The organism is Nitrospiraceae bacterium, assembly GCA_021373015.1.
Lineage (GTDB): Bacteria > Nitrospirota > Thermodesulfovibrionia > Thermodesulfovibrionales > UBA1546 > JAJFTJ01.
The window spans coordinates 1-22,969 of record JAJFTJ010000018.1; the positions used below are offsets into that span (position 1 = coordinate 1).

Sequence of the window (22,969 nt, forward strand, 5' to 3'; positions counted from 1 at the left end):
AATTGCGCCCTGCCTGCAAATGACAGTACTTTGGTTATTGCTGCTGTTAAGGTCGTCTTGCCATGATCTACGTGACCTATTGTCCCTACGTTACAATGAGGTTTGGTCCTCTCAAATTTTGCCTTTGCCATTTTTGCCTCCTTTGCCCAAATCTTCCTTTAGAAAATTTTTAACTGCGTATCCCGTTCCTGGAGCCCATGACCGGGATTGAACCGGTGACCTCGTCCTTACCAAGGACGTGCTCTGCCAACTGAGCTACATGGGCAATTCCAAAAGCATTGCCCCCCAAAAAGCTCTAGTCACTGGAGCGGGAAACGGGATTCGAACCCGCGACCCTCAGCTTGGAAGGCTGACGCTCTACCACTGAGCTACTCCCGCAATTTATAAAATATTAAAAATAATTTTCATTATAAAAAAACTATACTGGTGGAGAGGGGAGGATTCGAACCTCCGAAGGCAGTGCCGGCAGATTTACAGTCTGCTCCCTTTGGCCGCTCGGGAACCTCTCCGACTGCATTGTGGAGCTTCACTTCCCCCACGAAAATTATATTTTCAAAAATCAAATGGAGCCACCGAAGGGAATCGAACCCCCGACCCGCTGATTACAAATCAGCTGCTCTGCCTGCTGAGCTACGGTGGCAATTCTATTAGATATTTTGTCAAAAAGCGTAAAACAGGCAAAAGACAATACTCCACCTGCCTTTTTTCTAAACTGAGTAGTTTAAGGGTTAAAGTATAACATGGTCAATTTTCGAAATGCAAGAATATTGTTGTTTATCTCAGCTTTACTCTCAAAATCTATTTCTTGCTTAATCTTTGTCTCAATATCTCAAAAAATATAATCCCGGCAGTAACAGAAGCATTAAGTGAATTTAATGTTCCTTTCATAGGGAGACTCACAATAAAATCGCATTGCTCAGTAACTGTTTTTCTCAGCCCTTTTCCTTCAGACCCTACAACAACAGCGAGTGGGATATTCAGATCAGCATCCCATAGCGCAACTTCAGATCCGGCTTCTGCTCCTATCACAGTTATTCCATTATCCTTCATCTCTGACATTGCATGTTTTATATTATTTATTTTTGCAACAGGCACATGCTCGGAAGCTCCGGCAGAAGTCTTTGCTACTGCAGGACTCAATCCTGCAGATCTGTGCTCCTGAATAATCACCCCATGAACTCCTGCTGCATCAGCAGAACGCAAAATAGCGCCGAGATTTCCCGGGTCTTCTATACCATCAAGAATCAGGAAAAAGGGAATCTGATTTTTCTTAGAAGGTATTTGAAACAGTTCTTCAATTGAAACATAATCTTTCTGTATTGTCTTTGCTGCAATTCCCTGATTGCCTTTTGGAAAAGAATCGAAAAATTTCGGACTTACAATCTTTACTGCAATACCTTTGTTTTTTGCCTTCTCTTCTATAAAAAAATTCTTATCTTTTCTGCCTGAAGAAATATAAATTTCCTGCACATTTGTCCCTGCTTTCAAAGCCTCTACAACTGGATTCAGACCGTATATCAACATTGTTTTTATTATACTTATTTTTTAATTCAAAAACCTGAAAAATCTGTTAATATCTTCTAAAGAATTTTTAATAAACAAGGGGGATAAAATGTTTTTAAACTCATTAAGCAAATATAGCGATCTTGGACTATTGGTAATGCGGCTTGGTCTCGGAGCAATGTTCATGTATCATGGTCTGCCTAAGCTTTTAGCCGGCCCTGAAAAATGGATAAAAGTCGGCTCTGCCATGAAATATATCAACGTGGATTTCGCTCCTGTTTTCTGGGGATTTATGGCATCTTTTGCAGAGGTCTTCGGAGCCATCTGTCTTATCTTTGGATTCTTTTTTGTGCCTGCATGCATTCTTCTTACATTCACAATGACGATTGCTGCCGTAATGCATATTGGCAGAGGAGATTCTCTTCAGACTGCATCTCACGCCATTGAAAATGGCATTGTTTTTTTCAGTCTAATGCTTATCGGTCCAGGCAAACACAGTATAGAGAAATAATAATTTTGAGAAGTCGTTATAAAAATGAAACGACAGAGAGGATTGATTTTTTCTCTGTCGTTGTTTTATTTATACGAAAAGAGTTACCCATGTATTGAGCATTCTGCCAAGTCTATCTATATACTTTGTCGTTGCACCACTACATTCTTTAATAACAGCTTTAGCAGCAGCGCCAAGACGCTCTCTGATCTCAGCATGTTCAAACAGAAAAGTTATCTCGCCTGCAAGGTCTTCAGTCGTGTTTATTTGAATAATTGCTTTATGGTTGAGAAATTTTGTCATTATGTCTTTAAAAGATTCCATGTAAGGCCCTGTTATAACGGGCTTCCCCATACTTGCTGGTTCAATTGGATTCTGGCCTTGTAAGTGCGGCAGCATGCTTCCTGCAATAACGACAACATCAGCGATTGAGTATATTTTTTTTAATTCTCCTAGGGTATCTAATATTATTACTGGAGAGTTTTGTTGAAGCATCTTATTTAGATCTGTTTTTCGAACTGTTGAGAGATCAAAGTCTTTGATGGATGATGTAATTTTGTCTATATAACTGAGATATCTTGGAGCAATGATAAGCCTTATTTTATCTAATCCTGGACGTTTTATTATTTCTTTGAATGCGCTCAATAAAATTGCTTCTTCGCCTATATGTACACTACCGAATATCAAGACTTGTTCTTCCGAAGAGATTCCAAGTTGCTGCCGTATCCTCTCGCGCTCTTCTATATCCACATTATGTTTTGAAGAATCAAACTTCAGATTATTGGTTATAAAAATACTGTTTGAAGGAATCCCGCAGCTGAGAAGATAGTCCCTAGCTTCATCAGAAACTGCTCCTGCCAAATTCAGATATTTGAGTCTGTGCTTATCTTCCTGTATAACATTACCTTGTAATGAATATTGTTCGGTGTAATGATAGTTGGCTAAAACAATCGTGGCATTATAGCTAGTTTTTGCGAGTTCTAGAATTTTTGAACTAAGCTGTTCCATAGTTTCAAAGCACAATATTAGAGACGGTTTAAGTTTGCTGAGCCAGTATAAAATAATTGGACGCCATTCCCAAAAAAGATAAGGCAGAACGATAACGGCTAACCTTGCGGATTGAGTTATACGCCGGACGTCTCTTGGATTACGGGTTATAACTACTATCTGATAAGAGGAAATAACCTTTATTTCTCTTATTAAATTAATACTGTTTAATATCTCGCCAAGCCCTAGAGCGGATATTAATATCGTCTTTTCATGTCTGCCGATTAATCTGCGTGTTTTTAAAGAAATATATCCGAAAATAGCAGGGAGATCTCCTGTTTCATAAAGATCATTTTTATAATAGAAAATAAGATTTCTGATCGGTTGGAGTTTCAAGCGCATTTTTTTTATTATTGACAGAACCAATAGATAGGCGAATTCAGGCAGGAAAAAGTTCAAAAATTTTTTAAGAAAAATTTTCATTCAAGACCTAGATATGCAAGTTCTTTTTCAATATCAATAACCTCGTCGCGTGAAGATCCTAATAACATTCCAGTAAGCCGGGGTGAAGCCCCATCATTCCCGCAGACCTCCGGGTCGTAACTGCACAGCGGCATTAATATGTTTTTGTGCATAGCCTTATATATCAGATTCAGCAAATCCCTGTAACTGAGATTTATTTTTTTCCATGTCCTGAGCCTAATAACTTGTTTGCCATGTGTTCTGAGTATGCTGTCAGCAAGAAGCAAAGCCCTTGTGGATCCGTTGACTCTAAAATTAAGATCGAAAACTTTGATGTCTCCATTTTCAAGCACTGCCATGTCAATTCCAACAAAACCCCAATACCCAATCAACATTCCTTCGCGGGCAATCTCTAATCCAGTCTTAACAGCTGACTCTGGCACAATGATTTTACTATCGATCCAGTTGCCGTGGTATTTCCCGTAGCTGTCACTTATCTGTTCTGCACAACCAAGATATTTGATCTCTCCGGAAGCAGTGACCGCATAGTTAAGGCATAGATTTCTGACTATATCTAAATATTCTTCACATACAAAATGCGAGCATGTACTGAATAAATTCTCAGCATAGGACAACTGTTCAAAATTTCGGCATATCATAACATCAGTGCCGGTTCCAGATGATTCATTAGTTACAGACTTTATCACAGCAGGAAGTTCGGATACTAATTTTTTAAAATTTGGCTTTGAAGATTTCAATATTTTGCGCTTGGGAAGATATGCTTGTTCTACCAATTTCTCAATATTAGCTTTATTATTAAGAAATGATATTTTTTCTGGATGTACCCAATATCGGTCAGCTGGCACTTCTGATTCCAGATGGATATATTGGAGTGCGAGCTTCTGTCCGCTGGTATAAATATCTCGCAGAGTATCCAGATATTCTTTAGAGGATGAATAGCTAATAATTTTTTCTGGCAGCGCTAATCCTGCATCGGTCAATAATTTTAAAGAATCAGGTGATGATACAGAGGAATCACATAGTGTGGGCATATCACCTGTCATTACTAGCAGACCTCCCGAAGACATTGCCTGTGCCGCGGGATCGTCTGTCAGCCATCTGCAAGCTCCTGGGGATACAGATGGGGAAAAGAAAAGATCATTCCCATAGATCTGACTTATTGTCAAAGAAGGTTTAATTGTTTGAGTAATAGCATTCAAGTACATAAGCCCCTAAAAAAGTTTAGTCCATTCGCAAGATGTTTAATGTTGGTTTTCACTCTCTCAGCAATGTTTCCAGAAATTATAGTAGGCGTCCGGTTTGCGTCAAGCAGAACAGCCTCGCCATTAACCACTAAATAATCAAACTTGCCATAGTCAAATCCTAGCTCTGTTCTTAACGTGCGCAGAGATTTAGGTATCGGCAGATCGAATTCTTTGCTGACTACGTTATTGGCTTTGACTATTGGTTTATATGAAAAACAGCGTTGACTTATTTCAGAATCACCGAAAAAAATCCACTGCCGCAGGCAATAATAATTGCCTTCTTTTTCAGGTAAAAACTTTTCTACAACTAGGCTGGGATTACGCCATACAGATTTTGGTATATCATCAGGCTTCGCGAAAATAGGATAAGCATTAGCATCAACGTGTCCAGTTAGTCTAAAGGGCAGAGTTCTTGTAATTTTACGCTTTATCCTTTCTTTTAAGCTAGGCTTTGAACCAAGCAGTTCTGGTAATCCGCCTGCGTTTCTGTCAGTTTTTACAATCACAGGGCCATCATAGTAATCCGCTGCATTGACTAGGTTTTTGCTGACTCTGCGTTTTGAGATATCGGCAGCTCTTTCATTTATAACAAGAGGGTAATGCTTACTAAAAGCCAGATATTCATCGGGCACTTTTGTCAGGTCAGTATGAAGTATCAATGCGTCTGCTGGTTCGAGACAGCTAACACCAATTAGAACACTTACTTTTATGCCGGTTTTTTCCCATTCATCACAAAGAAGCTTTAAAAGATAACCGTAATCCTTAAAATTGTCCTTGCTGTGAGTCAGCACTGCTATTTTGCCCTTGTTCTTCATTATAAATGGCTCCTCTTCATTTTCCTGTTTAACAAGACTAGTGCAGTGCACTGTTAGCGATCTTCTTAACAAGCAGATTTTGGTTCTTACATTTAAAATTTTTTATCACTATAAAATAAATGTGAATGTTAAGGCAATGCAAGGAGTTTGACATTTTGCATCTTTGCCTGTAGCTCTACTCCACTTAATAAGCATAGAATAAATATTAAGGGGACTTAACAGCAAACAGTCCCCTTGATCTTGCAAACTATTTAATGGAATGAAATTTTTTCAGCATTTATAATTCTATCTTATCTTTTCGTGTTAATAGCTATTGAAACCACTGTCCTCCACTGTTCTGCAAAAAATCTGGCGAGTATTATTATCAGGAAGCCATAAACAGGCATAAGGATGATAGACCAAACTCCTGTTTTCAAAAACGAAAGCCCCATCATCTGTCCAATATAAGCGCCCTGCTGCCCTAATATTATTGTGGCTAAAAGCGCGAAAACAAAACCGACAAAACCAACCCATATTCCAGCCCATTCTCCAAGGGTCTGGATAAAATGGGAGAAGACCGGAGTTGCAACGAAGTCATTACTTCCAGAAGAAGTCTGTTCCACTTTATTGCTCCTGTTCCACCAAAGCTGAAAGCTCATCCAACCTGCAAAAGCAATAGTAAGCCACATTAAAATAAATACAAATACCACTTTGCCGGCAGAATGAAATATATTGCTGTCTAGAGCAATATAAAGAATGTAAATCGGCCAGATAATATTGATAGCAGAGATAATCATGTAGAGCCATTTGAAAGGTTTCCTGAACATGCCTCCATTGTCGATAAAAGACAGGTATGGAGCAATAGCGTTAAAAAATTTGTTGTCCATAATTTCCCCTTCTTAAAAAATGTGCAATACCTCTTTAAAAAAGAGGTTTAATATCTGCTTCAGCTACTTTTCCATCTTTTCTGCAATTTCATCAGGGATGTCAAAATTTGCATAGACATTCTGCACATCGTCGTGGTCTTCGAGTAAATCCATCAGCTTTAACATCTGTTCGGCAGATTTTTCTTCGAGCACAACATAGTTTTTTGGAAGCATTGTTACTTCAGCAGATTCTATAAGAATTTTTTCTTTCTCTATGGCTTTCTTAACAGTATTCATATCCTCAGGCGCAGTAATCACTTCGTAATTTTCTTCCTGCGGATCGTTTTTCATATCCTCAGCGCCTGTATCCAGCGCAGCTGACATCAGATTGTCTTCGGATGCCTTTGATTTATTCACAAGTATGTATCCCTTTTTCTCAAACATCCATGAAACGCATCCTGTCTCGCCAATGCTCCCGCCGTATTTTGACATGATATGCCTTATCTCAGGCACAGTCCTGTTCTTATTGTCTGTCATGACCTCAATAATCATTGCAACGCCTGACGGTCCATATCCTTCATATATGAATTCTTCATATGAGACGCCTGGAAGTTCTCCAGTTCCCTTCATAATTGCTCTCTTAACATTGTCATGGGGCATATTCACTTCTTTTGCCTTTTCTATCGCAAGCCTTAATCTCGGATTGCCGTCAGCATCGCCTCCGCCAAGTCTTGCAGCAATAGTTATTTCTTTAACAATCTTGGTGAATGCCTTTCCTCTCTTTGAATCTGTATTGGCTTTCTTGTGTTTAATTTGCGACCATTTGGAATGTCCTGACATTACGCGTATACCTCCGTCTGATTTTTCAGACTATATTATAGTCTTTTATCTTTGTTAGAAGAGTCTTGTAACTCACTTTAAGAATCTCTGCTGCCTTTGTCTTGTTCCCATTTGTTTCTTTTAATGCCTTAGTTATTCTCTCTGTTTCAGCAATCCTTGTTGCTTCCTTGGAAGTCTCTTCAAGGGTTCCGCTCATTGGAAGATTAGCGAGCCTTGCATCAAGAGGAATGGGATTTAATGATATATGCTCAGGCATCACAGTTTTGCCGTCGCACAATATTATGGCACGCTCTATTGTATTTTCTAGCTCTCTTATATTCCCTTTCCATACATACTTTACAAGCATATCTAGCGCTTCACCTGAAATATTTTTGAGAGTTTTTTTCAGCTCAACGCAGTATTTTTTGATAAAAAAATCAACCAGCAAAGGAATATCTTCGGATCTTTCCCTCAATGGAGGAATCTTGACAGGGAACACGCTTAATCTGTAAAAAAGATCTTCCCTGAATGTCTTCTCATTAACGCATTTTTCAAGGTCTTTGTTGCTTGCTGCAATAATCCTGACATCTATCTTTATGGATTTTAATCCTCCGATGCGCTCTATCTCTCCTTCCTGCAGTACCCTAAGAATCTTTGCCTGCAGCGATATATCCATCTCGCCTATCTCATCAAGAAATATTGTTCCCTTGTCAGCAAGCTCAAATTTTCCGATTTTCTTGTAATCAGCTCCTGTGAATGAACCCTTCTCATGACCAAACAATTCAGATTCAATAAGTTCTCGTGGGATTGCTGAACAGTTAATAGGAACAAAGGGATATTCTATGCGCGGACTGAGATTGTGTATCGCCCTTGCAAACAATTCTTTTCCTGTTCCGCTTTCGCCAAGCACTAATACAGTTGTCTTGCTTGGAGCAACCTTCTGTATATGCTGCGCTATGTCCACTATATTTTGGCTTTTTCCTATTATTCTTTTATGCCCGAGTTTTAATGAAAACTCCTCTTTTAGAAGCATGTTCTCTGTCATCAGCCTCTGTGTTTCAAGAGAGCGCTTTATTAACAGGAGAAGATGGTCTGTATCAAAGGGTTTTGTAATAAAATCAAATGCCCCTTCTTTCATTGCAGTCACAGCAGTCTCAACAGAACCGTATGCTGTCATCACAATAACAGGAAGGAACGGATTTTCTTCTTTTGCGCTTTTCAATATCTCTATCCCGCTCTTTTTAGGAAGTTTCAGATCAGTGAGCACAAGGTCAATTCTCTCTTCTTTTATTTTCTTGATTCCTTCGCTTCCGTCTGAAGCAATAATAGTTTTATAACCTTCGGACTTAAGGGTTTCATTGAGCATCTCAGACATTGATTCTTTGTCTTCAACTATAAGAATGGTTTCCATATATCACATCTTCGCATCTTTCAGCGCATCTTTGCATCTGCAATTTCTTTTTTTTGGAATAAGAGAAACCGCCTCTTTTAAAATCTTCTTAACTTTTTCAGAAGATGCCTGCATTGTATCAACAACTTCCTTAGTGGTAAGGGTTTTTTTTGAAATTCCTGCGGCATAGTTAGTAATAACAGCAATCCCTGAAAAACATATTCCAAGTTCTCGTGCAAGTACTGCCTCAGGCATTCCTGTCATTCCAATAACATCAGAGCCTAATATTGAAAATGCCCTTATCTCTGCCGCTGTCTCAAGCCGCGGTCCATTGGAGCACATATAAGTTGCGCCTGGTTTTATCGGAATCTTTGTCTTTTCTCCTGCGTCTTTTATTGCGCCTCGCATCTCAAGACAATACGGCTCTGTAAAATCAACATGAATGATCTCTTCCTTGTCATAAAATGTGGATTCCCTTCCTGATGTCATATCAATGATCTGGCTCAACACAACAATATCTCCCGGAGACATGTCTGGGTTTATTCCTCCAACAGCATTCACTGATATTATTCTCTCTGCTCCAAGTTCTTTGAAACCCCAGAGATTAGCCCTGTAATTAATCTTGTGTGGTGCGATGTGGTGAGAAGTCCCGTGTCTTGGAAGAAAAACAAGTTCGACACCTGATATTTCTCCAATTCTATAAAGGTCGGATGGCTCTCCGTATGGCGTTGAAATTTTTTTGCTGTCTTTGATAATAATGCCTTTTATCTCATGAACACCGCTTCCGCCTATTACGCCTATCATCCGAGCTATTCTCCCTTTTGCTTTAATTATCGATGAAATTTTACCATATGAGAAAGATATTTGGCTCTAGTAAAACTTTCTTTGATGTTATAATAGTGTTTCAAAAGGTAATAATTATGCTCGATAATGACCTCCTGTTAAAGATTCTGAAAAAAACTCTCTCTTGCGGCGGAGAGTATGCTGATGTTTTTGTTGAAAACAGGAAACCGGTCTCAATACAGCTTGAGGATAATAAGATTGATAAGATTTTCTCAGGACAGGATTCAGGAGCCGGAATACGGCTAATTCTAAAAGGCAAAACTTATTATGCATATACCAATGAGATGTCTGAAAAAACACTCATGGAGCTTGCCCAAAGCCTCATAAATGTATCGACAATTTCCGGAAAAGATATTTCTATTGATCTCAGGAAACAAAAGCCTGATATAAAGTTCAAAATAAAACTTCTGCCTGAGGATGTTCCAGCCGCTAAAAAAATTGAACTTGTGCGTCTTGCAAATAAGACTGCACGTAATTTTGATAAACGGATAAGGCAGGTAATAACCGTTTACAGAGACATTGTACAGAAAGTTCAGATAGCTCATCTTTACGGGTCTTCAAAAGATGCCTTTATAGCAGAAGATGAAAGAATATATACCACGGTATTCGTGAATGTAATAGCATCTGACAATGGGATAGTGCAGACAGGCTATGAACCTGCAGGAGGTCTTATAGGATTTGAACTGTTTGAGAAGGTAAATATTGAAGAACTCGCTTTAACAGCAGCTAAACGAGCGATCAGAATGCTTACCTCCAAAAGAGCTTCTGGAGGAAGAATGCCTGTTGTAATATCATCCGAGGCCGGCGGGACAATGATTCATGAAGCAATAGGACACGGACTGGAGGCTGATCTTGCACAACAGGGACTGTCTGTTTATTCAGATAAATTAGGAAATCATGTAGCATCCACTTTTATAACTGTGATTGATGATTCTACTTTACCCAATAAGAGAGGCTCATTCAGATTTGATGATGAAGGCAGCCAATCACAGAGCACAGTGCTTGTAAAAGAAGGAGTTCTTGTAAATTACATGCATGACAGGCTCACAGCAATGCATGATAAAACCGTCTCAACAGGAAATGGCAGAAGAGAATCCTACCACAACAGACCAATACCAAGAATGACAAATACGTTCATTGCACCAGGGAAATCAGACCCGGAAGATATCCTAAAATCAACATCTAAAGGCCTTTTAGTCAAAAAAATGGGCGGCGGTCAAGTTAACACAGTGAATGGAGATTTTGTTTTTGATGTTCAGGAAGGATATGTTATTGAAAACGGAATGATTGGAGAACCTGTAAGAGGCGCAACTCTCACAGGGAATGGTCCAGAGATACTTAAATCTATTGATATGGTCGGCACTGATCTTGGCTTCTCAATCGGAACCTGTGGAAAAGATAATCAGGGAGTGCCTGTTGGAGATGCCATGCCTACTTTGCGTATTCCAGAGATAGTTGTTGGAGGAGAAGTTTAACTTCACTTTGATTTTGTGTTGATAATAAGACATTGATGTATTTGCACTACACTTTTTTCTATAAAGAATCCTTATTTATCTTGATTTTCCCTCTGGCATCTAATTTGCATATAAAAAATTGTTATGCGCTTACAGAGGACTATAAAACAGGAAATCACCTTTGACGGCATCGGCCTTCACACAGGTAATCATGTTGCCGTAAAACTTAAACCAGCGCCAAGAGACACTGGAATAATCTTTCAGAGAACTGACAAAAATGTAATGGTTAGGGCTTCTGTATTCTCAGTCAGTGATACTGCGTTTGCAACAACCTTAGGTTCCAATGGCACAAGGATCAAGACAGTAGAGCATATTCTTGCTGCTGCTGCTGGTCTTGGCATAGACAACCTGATGATTGAGCTTAGCGGTTCTGAGGTGCCAATACTTGATGGAAGTTCTACAGGGCTTATTGACATAATGCTCAAAGCTGGTATTGCTAAACAGGGGAAGAAAAGACCTTATATAAAAATTCTCAAACCTGTGATTCTTGAGGACGGCAACTCTGAGATTGCTGCTTTCCCTTACGAAGGAAGAAAGATTACATTCAGAATTCACTTCAACCACACACTGCTCGGAGAACAAACTATGACGATTGAACTGAATGAAGAAAATTTTGTAAAAGAACTTGCGCCTGCAAGAACATTCGGTTTTATGCGGGATGTTGAACATCTAAGGGCAAATGGTCTTGCAAAAGGCGGATCATATGATAACGCTGTAATACTGGGCGACGAGGGTGTTCTGAATAAAACTGGACTTCGATTCAATAACGAGTTTGTAAGGCACAAAATCCTTGATTTGATCGGGGATATATCACTAATAGGGTATCCAATTTACGGACATATTGTAGCAAACAAGGCAGGGCATTCTACAAACGTGAAGTTTGTTAAAAAACTTCTTTCTGCAACTGATTGCTGGGAAATAATATCGGATGTGGAAGCCGAATATGCCCATACAGCAGCATATTCATAAAAAAATCCTTTATTTTCAATGAGTTTTAAGATTTAACTTGATTTTTTTGCCAGAATCAGTATCTTAGGAGTGTAGCAGCACCATTTAAGGGAAAAAAAGAGGGCTGGAGAGTTCAGCTCCAGCCCAAAAGAAAAACCTAAACCAAACTTATTTCTTTTTCTTCTTTGCTGCTGCTTTTTTCTTTGCTGCCATGGTTGTCACCCCCTCTCCATCCCTCTTCGAGCCAACGACTCAAACGGGAAAAGCTTTTATTTAATCTAAAGTCTGCCTACCAGCACGACTCTTTTTCCTGCAAGAAGTTTTTCCATATCAACGTCAGTTTTTTCTTTCTTGCTTTTGTATTCCGCTTCATCCATCAAATGGTAATTAATCTTCTTATCAAACTTATCTTCCAGCTCTTTTAATCCTGCGGCTATATTATTTGTAGATGCTCCTATAATCATCAAATCAACAGCGCCTACGTCTTCGCCTTCAGCATATGGGCCGTAAATAAACGCTGCCTTTGCTCCAGATGTTCTAACGAGAGTTTTTAATGCTCCGGGAAGACCTAGTGATTTAGCAATCAGATTCTTGAGCTCTGAAAATAATGGGGACATCTTATTAGCCTGAAAGTATCTAAGATTGGCAACCTTATGACTAAATACAAGACCCATTTTCTCAAGGTTATCAAGTTCTCTTTTAACACCAGATGGGTTTTTTCTTATAAGGGTTGCTATTTCTCTAACATAGAATTTTTCGGCCGGACTATTTAAAAGAAGAGCCAGCAAGTCTGCTCTTATAGATGATGAGAAGAGCATTTTTAGTGTATCTTCTGTTGGCTGCTTAACCATCTTGTGTAATTTATAACATATGTCTACAGGTTTGTCAACAACAAAATTGCATTTTTATACAATTTTGTATTTTCCAGAATCAAGCCTTCATTTCAGGTAAACAGTCTTCCAATTGTTTTATACAGATAAGTCCAGGAATGCACCAATCAAGTCATTTAGTTTAAACAATAGTCCATATTAGTGTAATAAGCAGTGTTGTAAGTGGAACGATTGTTCCAAGAAATGTACTTACAAAATATTGGGGTCATAATAATTAAGCACACAAGAGACAAAACTTGGAATATTTTGGAATGTTTATGAAGAAGACATAAGGATGAATTTATTTAGAACTAAGACTTAAATCTTTTTAAAACCAGACAAGCGTTTGTGCCGCCAAAGCCAAAAGAATTTGACATTGCAATATTGATTTCCATTTTTCTTGCTTTGTTAGGCACATAATCAAGATCACACTGAGGATCTTGATTATCAAGGTTTATTGTAGGGGGAACAGTATTATCTCTCATCGTCAGAGCACAAATTACGGCCTCAACTCCTCCTGAAGCGCCCAAAAGATGTCCAGTCATGGATTTTGTTGAGCTTACCGCAACTTTATATGCATGTTCTTTTAATACTGTTTTTATAGCAATACTCTCAAGTTCATCCCCGTATTTTGTTGATGTTCCATGGGCATTTATATAATCTATATCAGATGGATTGATTGCTGCATCTTTTAAAGCAAGAGACATGCATCTTGCTGCGCCCTCACCTTCTGGAGCTGGAGCTGTCATATGATATGCATCTGAAGTTCTTCCATACCCTGCTATCTCCGCATATATCCTTGCTCCTCTTGCCTTGGCATATTCAAGGCTTTCAAGTATCATCATGCCTGAGCCCTCTCCCATAACAAAACCGTCTCTGTCTATGTCAAAGGGTCTGCTTGCCTTCTCAGGTTCGTCATTGCGAATAGAAAGAGCCTTCATTGCATTAAAACCGCCAACACCCAAAGGAGTTATAACAGATTCAGATCCGCCTGCTATCATCACATCTGCATCACCCCACTGAATCAGTTTAAATGCATCGCCTATTGCGTGGCTTCCGCTTGCACATGCAGTAGCCAGAGCAGAATTCGGCCCTTTTGCTCCATATTTCATAGAAACATGTCCAGCAGCAAGGTTTATAATAAGCATGGGAATAAAGAAAGGCGATATCCTTCTCTGCCCTTTTTCTAAGTAGATTTCATGGTAGTGCTCAATCGCAGGCAGGCCGCCAATACCAGATCCAATAATAACTCCTGCCCTCTCAGCATCGCTTTTTGTTATGCTTAATCCTGAGTCCTTCATTGCCATACTAGAGGCTGCGATTGCAAAATGGATAAAACGATCCATTTTTTTGACCTCTTTAGGCTCAATATAGTCTTCGGGATTAAAGCCTTCCACCTCTCCAGCAATCTGAGTAGGGAATGTAGAGGCATCAAATCTGGTCAGTTTCCTGATGCCTGATCTGCCCTCAAGCAGGGCATGCCAGCTCTGCTCTACACCAATGCCTACCGGTGTTATAAGCCCGACACCGGTTACAACAACTCTTCTTTTATCCATTATGACTGTTTTTTCTTTATGTACTCTACTGCGTCCTTTACTTTAGCAATCTTTTCTGCATCTTCATCAGGTATTTCAATATTAAATGACTCTTCAAATGCCATAACCAGTTCAACAGTATCAAGGGAATCTGCCCCAAGATCCTCTACAAAAGATGACTCTGGTGTTATTTCTGATGCATTAACTCCAAGCTGTTTTGCTATAATTTCTTTTACCTTTTCTTCAACCATGTAAAGCACCTCCGAATATTTTTTAAATTTAGTTCTATTTGAGACAATTAAGACAATATCTTTTTTTGTTACCTACATATACATACCTCCATTGACATTCAAAACCTGGCCTGTTATATAACCTGCATCAGGTGATGCAAGGAATACAACAGCAGCAGCAACATCCTCTACCGTACCAAATCTCGCCAATGGGATAGCTTTTTTCATCTCTGATTTTACTTCTTCTGTAAGGGCATCTGTCATAGCAGTAGTTATAAAACCTGGAGCTACTGCATTTGCAGTCACGCCTCTGCTTGCATACTCTCTTGCAGTAGTTTTTGTCAGTCCGATTATCCCTGCCTTAGAAGCGCTGTAATTTGCCTGACCCGGATTGCCCATCATTGCAACAACAGATGCAATATTCACAATCCTTCCGTATCTCTGCTTCATCATAACCCTGACTGCTTCTCTTGTGCAGAGGAAAACACTTTTAAGATTAATATTAATAACAGTGTCCCAATCCTCTTCTTTCATTCTCATGAGAATACTGTCTCTTGTAATCCCTGCGTTATTAACAAGCACGTCAATTCTTCCAAATTTTTTAACAACATCCTCAAATATCTTTACAACCTCATCTGATTTGGAAACATCCAGCCTGACAGGCATTGTCTCGACGCCGATTTTACTGATATCATCTGCAGTTTGTTTTGCCTGATCGAGACTTATATCAGCAATCACCAGCTTCACACCCTTTTTTGCAAGTGTCTCAGAGATTGCCTTTCCAATCCCTCGGGCGCCGCCTGTTACGATTGCAATCTGGCCATTAAAATCCATTCATCCCTCCTTAAAGATTACTACTCAAAAAATCGATTGTAAAATATTAACAGACAGTTTTTTTATTTTCCAGTACTTTAAGAAATCTTGATAGTCATGGCTTGCAACTAGCCATTTTATATTATTTGAATATAAAAAAACAAGTATACCTTGTGTTATAATCTTACTGATATTCTATTTCAAGGAAATATTCATGACCGAAAAAACAAAAATCAAAAAAGCAATACTGCCTGCCGGAGGACTTGGCACGAGATTCCTTCCGGCAACCAAGGCATCACCAAAAGAAATGCTTCCTATTGTTGACAAGCCTCTGATTCAGTATGCGGTAGAAGAGTCAATTGCATGCAACATAGAAGATTTTATAGTAATAACAGGAAAATACAAACGCGCAATAGAAGACCATTTCGATTCTGCGTATGAACTCGAAGATAATCTGAAAAAATCAGGCAAACATTCTCTGCTTGATGAAATACAGAGGCTCAATCATATAAGCTTTGCCTATATCAGACAAAAAGCAGCGCTTGGTCTTGGCCACGCAATTTTATGCGCAAAACCATTCGTAAAAAATGAGCCGTTTGCTGTGCTCCTAAGCGATGATATTATAGACCCTGACGACACACTTCTTAAAGACATGATTAAGATTTATGAAAAACATGGGTGTTCTGTTGTTGCACTGGAAGAAGTTCCAATATCAGATGTACATAAATATGGAGTTATCGACGGAATCTCATGCGGAGATGGAACTTACAAGATTAAAAATATGATAGAAAAACCTTTAAAAGAAGAGGCGCCTTCAAATCTTGCAATTATCGGCAGATATATTCTGACACCTGAAATATTTGATATTCTAGAAAAACTTGAGCCCGGCAAAGGCAATGAGATACAGCTGACAGATGCCCTTAGAAAATTGCTTGAAAAACAGGATATATATGGATATCTTTTCAAGGGTAAAAGATATGACGCAGGCGACAAGCTTGGATATCTCAAAGCAACTGTTGAGTTAGCGCTCAAAAATCATGGAATCTCAAAAGCATTCAGAGAATACCTGCTTAATATAACCTCTAGCCTTTCAAAGAAATAAATAACAAACAGGAGTTTAAATGGCAAACGTTGCAGAAAAAGAAGAAAAAAATAAAGAAATAGAAATTCCCGGCACATTACCGGTTCTCCCTGTAAGAGATATTGTTGTATTCCCTTACATGATACTCCCGCTGTTTGTCGGAAGAGACATGTCCATAAAGGCAATAGAACATGCATTAACCACAAACAAACTGATCATGCTGCTCGCACAGAAAGACCTTAATACAGAATCCCCTAAGCCGGAAGATCTTTATAAGGTTGGAACCGTAGGACTTATTATGAGGATGCTGAAACTTCCAGATGGAAGGGTCAAGATACTCATACAGGGCATCTCAAAAGCAAAGGCCTCAAATTTTGTTCAGGAAGAACCATTTTATACGGCTGATATCAAAAAGATAAACGAAACCAAGCCGCAGGAAATAACAATCGAGATTGAAGCAACAATGAGGACTGTCAAGGAACAGATTGACAAGACAGTATCTCTTGGAAAAAATGTACTTCCTGACATATTAATAGTTATCGAAAATCTTGATGATCCCGGGAAACTTGCTGACTTAATAGCATCGAATATCGGATTGAAAACTGAACAGGCACAAGAAGTGCTCGAGATAATGGACACTGTCCAGCGTTTAAAGAAAGTAAGCGAGATATTAAATAGAGAGATCGAGCTTCTTACTGTACAGCAAAAGATACAGACAGAAGTCAGAGGCGAAATAGATAAAACGCAAAGAGAATACTTTTTAAGAGAACAGCTCAAGGCAATACAAAAAGAACTCGGAGACATTGACGAGCGCGGAGAAGAAGTTAGAGAGTTCAAGAAAAAAATTATCGCTGCCAAGATGCCGGAAAAAGTCCAGAAAGAGGCTGAAAAACAACTTAAAAGACTCGAGAAGATGCACCCTGACAGCGCAGAAGCAGGAACTATAAGAACATATCTTGAATGGTTAGTTGAACTGCCATGGTCAAAATCAACAAAGGACAATTTAGATATAAAAGCAGCAAAAAAGGTTCTTGATAAAGACCATTACGACCTCGAAAAAGTAAAAGAAAGAATTTTGGAATATTTGAGCGTTAGAAAACTCAGAAAAGAAAAAATGAAAGGCCCCATACTCTGCTTTATAGGCCCTCCAGGTGTTGGAAAGACATCATTGGGCAAATCAATAGCAAAATCTCTTGGCAGGGAATTTGTACGAATGTCATTGGGCGGAGTGAGAGATGAGGCTGAGATAAGAGGCCACAGACGCACATATGTCGGAGCATTGCCCGGCAGGATTATTCAGGGAATAAAAAATGCAGGCACAAATAATCCCGTTATGATGCTTGACGAAATAGACAAGGTAGGAACTGATTTTAGGGGAGACCCGTCATCAGCACTCCTTGAAGTGCTTGACCCTGAGCAGAACAATACATTCATGGATCACTATTTAACAGTTCCATTCGACCTTTCAAAGGTAATGTTTATCACAACAGGGAATATAGTTGACACAATCCCCGGCCCATTAAGAGACAGGATGGAGATTATCTTCCTGTCCGGTTATACAGAAGAGGAAAAACTTGCTATTACAAAAACCTATCTTCTCTCAAAACAGCTTGAGGAGCACGGCATAACAGAGAAAATACTGAAGATAACCGACAGCGCCATACTTGCAGTAATATCCCAGTATACAAGGGAAGCAGGGGTAAGAAATCTTGAAAGAGAAATAGCGCATATTTGCAGAAAGGTTGCAAAAAAAATAGCAGAAAACAAGCAAAAACAATTCGTAATAACAGCCAAAAACATTAATCAATACCTTGGTGTGCAGAAATATCTGAGAGAAGAAGAGATGGAAAAAGACGAGATCGGCGTATCAACAGGACTTGCATGGACAGAAGCAGGCGGCGACATTATTTATATCGAGGCAACTACAATGAAAGGCAAAGGCAGCCTCACGCTAACAGGGCAGCTTGGTGATGTAATGAAGGAATCAGCGCAGGCAGCTCTAAGCTATGTAAGGTCCAAGGCGCGCTCGCTTGGTATAAATGATGAGACTTTTTCTAAAACTGATCTACATATCCATGTTCCTGCTGGAGCCATACCAAAAGACGGGCCGTCAGCAGGAATAACAATGGCAACCTCAATAGCATCTGCTCTGACCGGCAAGCCTGTAAGAAAAGATATTGCAATGACAGGCGAGGTAACGCTCAGGGGAAGAGTTCTCCCAATCGGCGGGCTTAAGGAAAAAGCGCTTGCAGCAAAAAGAATGGGAATAAAGACAATAATAATACCGAAGAGAAACAAAAAAGACCTTGAGGATATCCCTAAATATGTAAAAAAAGATGTCCAGTTCCTATTTGCTGATACAATGAACGATGTGCTGAAGCATGCGTTGAAAGGCGTTAAAAGGAGAAAAAACCAGCGCTCTCTGTAGCGCTGGTTTTTTTATGAAGATATCCCAAATTGGTGAACTTTCTCTTTTAGAAACAATACGTAAAAAATTCGGGAAACCTGCCAAAGGAGTTTCAACAGGCATTGGTGATGACTCCGCAGTAATAAAACCCGACAACAGGAATCTGCTGATTACAAGTGACATGATGGTTGAGGGAATTCATTTTGACAGACGACTCATGACATCTTATCAGCTCGGATTCAAGCTTGTCTCGGTTAATGTCAGCGACATATTTGCAATGGCAGGAATACCGAAATATCTCATCCTCGATATTGCATTGGATAAAAGCACAGACAGATTGTTCTTTGACAGATTTTTTGACGGGATCAAGGCTGCAATCAAATTTTATGGGATAGCTCTTATTGGAGGAGATCTGTCATCTTCAAAAAAACATATTTCTATTGCAGCATCATTGATCGGATATGCAGATAATCCAGTGAAACGTTCTGGTGCAAGATTAGGCGATAGAATATATGTAACAGGCTGCCTAGGCGATTCAGCATGCGGTCTCGAAATACTAAAAAAAATAAAAAGATCAGTATTAATAGAAAACAAAAAATCAAACATAAAAATCCCCGGCTTAAAAATAGAAACAGCAACCCTGATTCCGCTGCTTAAAAGGCATCTTATGCCCGAAGCAAGAGATCCTGTCAAATTTTCTAAATATGCAACTTCGATGATCGACCTGAGCGATGGACTATTCATAGACCTGACAAGAATATGTAATGAAAGCAGTACAGGAGCCAGACTGTATCTGGACAAGATACCAATTTCGAACCAGGCAAAAAAAGCCGCTGCTTGTCTTAAACTAGATCCATTAAAACTTGCAGTATCAGGCGGTGAAGACTATGAACTGCTTTTTACAGCGCCTGCTGATAAAAAAATAAATGCAATATATATTGGAGACATAACAAAAAAAAACAGAGTTATCATAGATTCAAAAGGCAGGGCAAAACCATTTCACGCACAAGGATACCAGCATTTTGGCATTTAGAGAGAAATTATTAAATATCCTTACGATCAAGGATTCTCCTCGCAGACTGGCTATGGCATTTGCTGTTGGCGTTTTCCTAGGGATGTCACCCTTGCTTGGATTACACACTATACTGGGGCTGGCTTTTTCATGGCTGTTCAGATTCAACAAGGTTGTTACCATCACAGGGGTTTTTATTACAAATCCATGGACGATAATTCCTATCTATTCCCTTGGAACATGGATAGGAGCAAAATGTCTTGGCTTCAGTGAAATAATACCTGATATTGACTGGTCAAATATCTCACTTGCTCTTCTCATTAAAGATTTCAAGCCACTGCTTATGCCTTTCTTCTTAGGCAACTTCATTCTAGGTTTTGCATCAGCCATAATCAGTTATTTCATCATATATTTTGCAACAAAAAAAATGCGCGGCAATGTCAGATAAAGTTTCGATAATAAGTCTTGGCTGTCCAAAGAATCTTACAGACTCTGACTGTCTTATCAAAAAACTTGTGAGCAGCGGATTTACATATGTTCCCACTCCGGATAAAGCAGATATCGTTCTGGTTAATACATGTGGATTTATCAATGATGCAAAGAAAGAATCAATTGACGAAATCATCAAAATGGGAGAGCTTAAAAAAAAATCATCAAAAAAACTTATTGTCTTTGGATGCCTTGCAAAACGATATAAAGACGAGCTGATAAAAACAATGCCTGAAGCTGATGCAATATTCGGCGTAGGCGAAGAAGACAAGATAATTGAATATTGCAAAAAGATATCAAGCCCGACAAAAACCTGCAGTGTGAAAGATCAGAAGGCAACATATCTCATGAACGACTTTCCCTATGCGTATCTGAAGATATCCGAAGGATGCAGTAAAAAATGCACATACTGCATTATCCCGTCAATCAGAGGCAGTCACAGAAGTTTTTCTCCTGATATGATTCTTAAAAATGCAGAATTGCTTATTAGAGGAGGCAAAAAAGAACTCATACTGGTTGCACAGGATACTGCATGTTACAAAAACAACATAGGATATGACCTGGCTGCCTTGTTAGAGGATATATGCTCGATTAACGGGGACTTCTGGGTTAGAGTGCTTTACCTGTATCCTGAATCTATCAACGATAAACTGCTCAGTGTAATCGCTGACCAAGACAAGATATGCAAATATCTCGACATACCTTTTCAGCACTCAGAAAACAGGATACTGAAACTAATGGGACGCAAAGGCACAAAAAAAAATTATCTTGATCTCATCAAATCCATAAGAAAAGATATTCCCGATGTTGTATTAAGAACATCAATGATCGTCGGATTTCCTTCTGAAACAAAAGAAGAATTTAATTCACTGATTGATTTTATTGAAGAAACACAAATCGAAAAACTCGGCGCTTTTAAATATTCTAAAGAAGAAGGGACTCCTGCATACAGATTAAAAGGGCATATCAAAGAAGAGATAAAAAACAAACGGCTCGAAACTCTCCTGAGACATCAAGCAGATATATCACTTGCAAAAAACCAGATTCTTCTTGACAGAAGATTCAGAGCGCTGATAGATGAAATTTACGACAGAACTTTGATCGCGAGACTTTATTCTCATGCACCTGAAATAGATGGAGTAATTGTTATTGACAAAGATACGAATACCCTTGAATCTAATAAGACAATGCCCGGACAGTTTGTAGATGTTAAGATAACGGAAGCCTTTGAATATGATTTAAAAGGAGCGCTCTTATAAAAAAACTTCCTTATCTCCACATACTTCTGTTCATAATCACTTTTCTGTCCACTCTATTGGTCGGAGCTCTGCAGATACAGAAGGCTGAAGATATAATACGAGAGCCTTTAAAAATCTTAAATGGTCTTCCGTTCTCTCTGTCCCTGATGTTTATTTTGCTCTGCCACGAACTCTCACACTATATTGCTTCAAAAAAACATAATGTAAAAGCTACCCTGCCCTATTTTATCCCAGCCCCTACGCTTATCGGCACAATGGGCGCATTCATAAAAATCCAATCACCAATAACAACAAGGCAGGCTCTGATAGATATAGGTTCTTCGGGTCCTATCGCAGGATTCATCGTCTCTCTTGCTGCAGTAATTATCGGTCTTCAAATGTCCGAAATAAAACCAATTATCGATCATGGAGAAGGACTGATACTTGGGGACTCACTGCTCTTCACCTTTCTTTCAAAGCTCATACTAGGCAGCCTTTCTGATTCGCAAGACATATTCCTGCATCCAGTTGCATTTGCAGGCTGGATCGGATTTTTTGTAACAGCCCTGAATCTTATTCCTGTCGGACAGCTTGACGGGGGACATATTGCATTTGGAATACTGGGCGAAAAACACTTTACAATATCTAGAATCTTAATCCTCATTCTTATTATTTTTGGTGTATTCTTCTGGCAGGGATGGCTTATATGGGGAATTCTTCTTATTATCCTGGGGCTGGAACATCCTCCAGTGCTTTTATGGGAAAATTCTCTGGACAAGAAAAGACGTATTCTCGGCTGGATTTCTATAATAATATTCATCATTACTTTCACTCCTGTCCCATTTAGATGACTGGAAAATTGTAGTCCTTGATTTTTGTCATAGGTTGAATTATAGTAGCTGGAGAAATCGTTTCCCCATCGCAATCAAGAAATTGAAGTTCATAAAAAAGGAGATCTGCAGATGAAAGTTATTCTTAAAGAAAATGTTAAAAATCTGGGCAAAATGGGCGATATAGTCAATGTCAAAGACGGTTATGCCAAAAATTACCTTCTTCCCCAGAAGCTTGCTGTTGAGGCAATTACATCAAATGTAAAGTCTATTGAACACCAAAAAAAAGTTATAGAGGAAAAATCGAAAAAGGAAAAATCCGAGGCAGAAAAATTTGCTGCTAAGATATCTGCGCTCAACATATCAATAAAAGCAAAGGCTGGCGAAGAGGACAAACTGTTCGGCTCGATCACACCAATGGATATTGCCGCTGAACTTAAAAATCAGGGGATCATTATAGATAAGAAGAAGATATCTCTTGAAGAACCAATTAAAAGGCTCGGTACATACACTGTTAATATTAAAATCCATTCAGAAGTAAATGCTCAACTGAATATTTCAGTAATACCTATGGGCAATTAACA

Annotated in this window: 23 protein-coding genes and 4 tRNA genes; 10 read left to right on the forward strand and 17 right to left on the reverse strand. The window is 39.0% G+C overall.

Annotated elements, in window-relative coordinates:
• The 6 genes from LLF28_07155 to rlmB form a co-directional block, all read right to left on the reverse strand.
• A partial coding sequence (locus LLF28_07155; protein ID MCE5195209.1) for a GTP-binding protein occupies positions 1–131 on the reverse strand: 131 nt, incomplete at its 3' end.
• Between the two features lie 58 nt (positions 132–189).
• Positions 190–265 (reverse strand) — tRNA-Thr (locus LLF28_07160).
• 38 nt (positions 266–303) lie between these two features.
• Positions 304–378: transfer RNA gene (locus tag LLF28_07165), tRNA-Gly, on the reverse strand.
• A gap of 46 nt (positions 379–424) precedes the next feature.
• Positions 425–509, reverse strand: a tRNA-Tyr gene (locus tag LLF28_07170).
• A 55-nt stretch (positions 510–564) separates the two neighbouring features.
• A tRNA-Thr gene (locus LLF28_07175) sits at positions 565–640 on the reverse strand.
• Positions 641–798: 158 nt separating this feature from the next.
• A complete protein-coding gene (gene rlmB / locus LLF28_07180; protein MCE5195210.1) occupies positions 799–1,524 on the reverse strand; it encodes a 23S rRNA (guanosine(2251)-2'-O)-methyltransferase RlmB in 726 nt (241 codons plus the stop codon).
• Between the two features lie 88 nt (positions 1,525–1,612).
• Here rlmB and LLF28_07185 point away from each other — a divergent pair, with 88 nt between their 5' ends.
• The gene (locus LLF28_07185; protein ID MCE5195211.1) at positions 1,613–2,014 is read left to right on the forward strand and encodes a DoxX family protein; all 402 of its coding nucleotides are present in this window, start codon (positions 1,613–1,615) and stop codon (positions 2,012–2,014) included.
• Positions 2,015–2,083: 69 nt separating this feature from the next.
• Here the strand turns inward: LLF28_07185 and LLF28_07190 are convergent, their stop codons facing one another.
• From LLF28_07190 to mtnP, 7 genes are all read right to left on the reverse strand, one after another.
• Positions 2,084–3,382, reverse strand: a complete 1,299-nt coding sequence (locus LLF28_07190) for a hypothetical protein (GenBank protein MCE5195212.1) — start codon at positions 3,380–3,382, stop codon at positions 2,084–2,086.
• A 77-nt stretch (positions 3,383–3,459) separates the two neighbouring features.
• Entirely contained in the window at positions 3,460–4,506 is a 1,047-nt protein-coding gene (locus tag LLF28_07195; protein ID MCE5195213.1) for an ATP-grasp domain-containing protein, read from the reverse strand.
• A 152-nt stretch (positions 4,507–4,658) separates the two neighbouring features.
• Positions 4,659–5,522 carry a hypothetical protein gene (locus LLF28_07200; GenBank protein MCE5195214.1) on the reverse strand — a complete coding sequence of 288 codons (864 nt, stop codon included), beginning with the start codon at positions 5,520–5,522 and terminating at the stop codon, positions 4,659–4,661.
• Between the two features lie 290 nt (positions 5,523–5,812).
• Positions 5,813–6,388 carry a hypothetical protein gene (locus tag LLF28_07205; GenBank protein MCE5195215.1) on the reverse strand — a complete coding sequence of 192 codons (576 nt, stop codon included), beginning with the start codon at positions 6,386–6,388 and terminating at the stop codon, positions 5,813–5,815.
• 63 nt (positions 6,389–6,451) lie between these two features.
• Positions 6,452–7,207: a YebC/PmpR family DNA-binding transcriptional regulator gene (locus tag LLF28_07210; protein MCE5195216.1), complete on the reverse strand. Its 756-nt coding sequence runs from the start codon at positions 7,205–7,207 to the stop codon at positions 6,452–6,454.
• Positions 7,208–7,232: 25 nt separating this feature from the next.
• Positions 7,233–8,597, reverse strand: coding sequence for a sigma-54 dependent transcriptional regulator (locus tag LLF28_07215; GenBank protein ID MCE5195217.1), 1,365 nt, complete (start codon positions 8,595–8,597; stop codon positions 7,233–7,235).
• Between the two features lie 3 nt (positions 8,598–8,600).
• Positions 8,601–9,380, reverse strand: coding sequence for an S-methyl-5'-thioadenosine phosphorylase (gene mtnP, locus LLF28_07220; protein ID MCE5195218.1), 780 nt, complete (start codon positions 9,378–9,380; stop codon positions 8,601–8,603).
• A 47-nt stretch (positions 9,381–9,427) separates the two neighbouring features.
• Here mtnP and LLF28_07225 point away from each other — a divergent pair, with 47 nt between their 5' ends.
• Both LLF28_07225 and lpxC read left to right on the forward strand, forming a co-directional pair.
• Complete coding sequence (locus tag LLF28_07225; GenBank protein MCE5195219.1) at positions 9,428–10,894, forward strand: TldD/PmbA family protein; 1,467 nt, start codon at positions 9,428–9,430, stop codon at positions 10,892–10,894.
• 123 nt (positions 10,895–11,017) lie between these two features.
• Entirely contained in the window at positions 11,018–11,902 is an 885-nt protein-coding gene (gene lpxC, locus LLF28_07230) for a UDP-3-O-acyl-N-acetylglucosamine deacetylase (GenBank protein MCE5195220.1), read from the forward strand.
• 257 nt (positions 11,903–12,159) lie between these two features.
• Here the strand turns inward: lpxC and LLF28_07235 are convergent, their stop codons facing one another.
• The 4 genes from LLF28_07235 to fabG form a co-directional block, all read right to left on the reverse strand.
• Positions 12,160–12,732: a winged helix-turn-helix domain-containing protein gene (locus LLF28_07235; GenBank protein MCE5195221.1), complete on the reverse strand. Its 573-nt coding sequence runs from the start codon at positions 12,730–12,732 to the stop codon at positions 12,160–12,162.
• Between the two features lie 329 nt (positions 12,733–13,061).
• Entirely contained in the window at positions 13,062–14,306 is a 1,245-nt protein-coding gene (gene fabF / locus LLF28_07240) for a beta-ketoacyl-ACP synthase II (protein ID MCE5195222.1), read from the reverse strand.
• Positions 14,306–14,536, reverse strand: a complete 231-nt coding sequence (acpP, locus tag LLF28_07245) for an acyl carrier protein (GenBank protein ID MCE5195223.1) — start codon at positions 14,534–14,536, stop codon at positions 14,306–14,308. Before acpP ends, fabF begins: the two co-directional genes overlap by 1 nt.
• Positions 14,537–14,608: 72 nt before the next feature.
• Positions 14,609–15,349: a 3-oxoacyl-[acyl-carrier-protein] reductase gene (gene fabG / locus LLF28_07250; GenBank protein MCE5195224.1), complete on the reverse strand. Its 741-nt coding sequence runs from the start codon at positions 15,347–15,349 to the stop codon at positions 14,609–14,611.
• A 193-nt stretch (positions 15,350–15,542) separates the two neighbouring features.
• On the opposite strand from fabG, the gene galU reads away from it, so the two are divergent.
• The 7 genes from galU (at position 15,543) to rplI (ending at position 22,967) form a co-directional block, all read left to right on the forward strand.
• Positions 15,543–16,430 carry a UTP--glucose-1-phosphate uridylyltransferase GalU gene (galU, locus tag LLF28_07255; protein ID MCE5195225.1) on the forward strand — a complete coding sequence of 296 codons (888 nt, stop codon included), beginning with the start codon at positions 15,543–15,545 and terminating at the stop codon, positions 16,428–16,430.
• 19 nt (positions 16,431–16,449) lie between these two features.
• The gene (gene lon / locus LLF28_07260; GenBank protein ID MCE5195226.1) at positions 16,450–18,837 is read left to right on the forward strand and encodes an endopeptidase La; all 2,388 of its coding nucleotides are present in this window, start codon (positions 16,450–16,452) and stop codon (positions 18,835–18,837) included.
• 13 nt (positions 18,838–18,850) lie between these two features.
• On the forward strand, positions 18,851–19,849 hold the full coding sequence (gene thiL, locus LLF28_07265; GenBank protein MCE5195227.1) for a thiamine-phosphate kinase: 999 nt from the start codon (positions 18,851–18,853) through the stop codon (positions 19,847–19,849).
• On the forward strand, positions 19,839–20,276 hold the full coding sequence (locus LLF28_07270) for a DUF2062 domain-containing protein (GenBank protein MCE5195228.1): 438 nt from the start codon (positions 19,839–19,841) through the stop codon (positions 20,274–20,276). The genes thiL and LLF28_07270 overlap by 11 nt, the downstream gene beginning before the upstream one ends.
• Positions 20,266–21,576 (forward strand): 30S ribosomal protein S12 methylthiotransferase RimO, encoded by a 1,311-nt coding sequence (rimO, locus tag LLF28_07275; GenBank protein MCE5195229.1) that lies wholly within the window; start codon positions 20,266–20,268, stop codon positions 21,574–21,576. The genes LLF28_07270 and rimO overlap by 11 nt, the downstream gene beginning before the upstream one ends.
• A 56-nt stretch (positions 21,577–21,632) precedes the next feature.
• Positions 21,633–22,406, forward strand: coding sequence for a site-2 protease family protein (locus LLF28_07280; GenBank protein ID MCE5195230.1), 774 nt, complete (start codon positions 21,633–21,635; stop codon positions 22,404–22,406).
• 111 nt (positions 22,407–22,517) lie between these two features.
• Positions 22,518–22,967, forward strand: coding sequence for a 50S ribosomal protein L9 (gene rplI / locus LLF28_07285; GenBank protein ID MCE5195231.1), 450 nt, complete (start codon positions 22,518–22,520; stop codon positions 22,965–22,967).
• Positions 22,968–22,969: the final 2 nt, after the last annotated feature.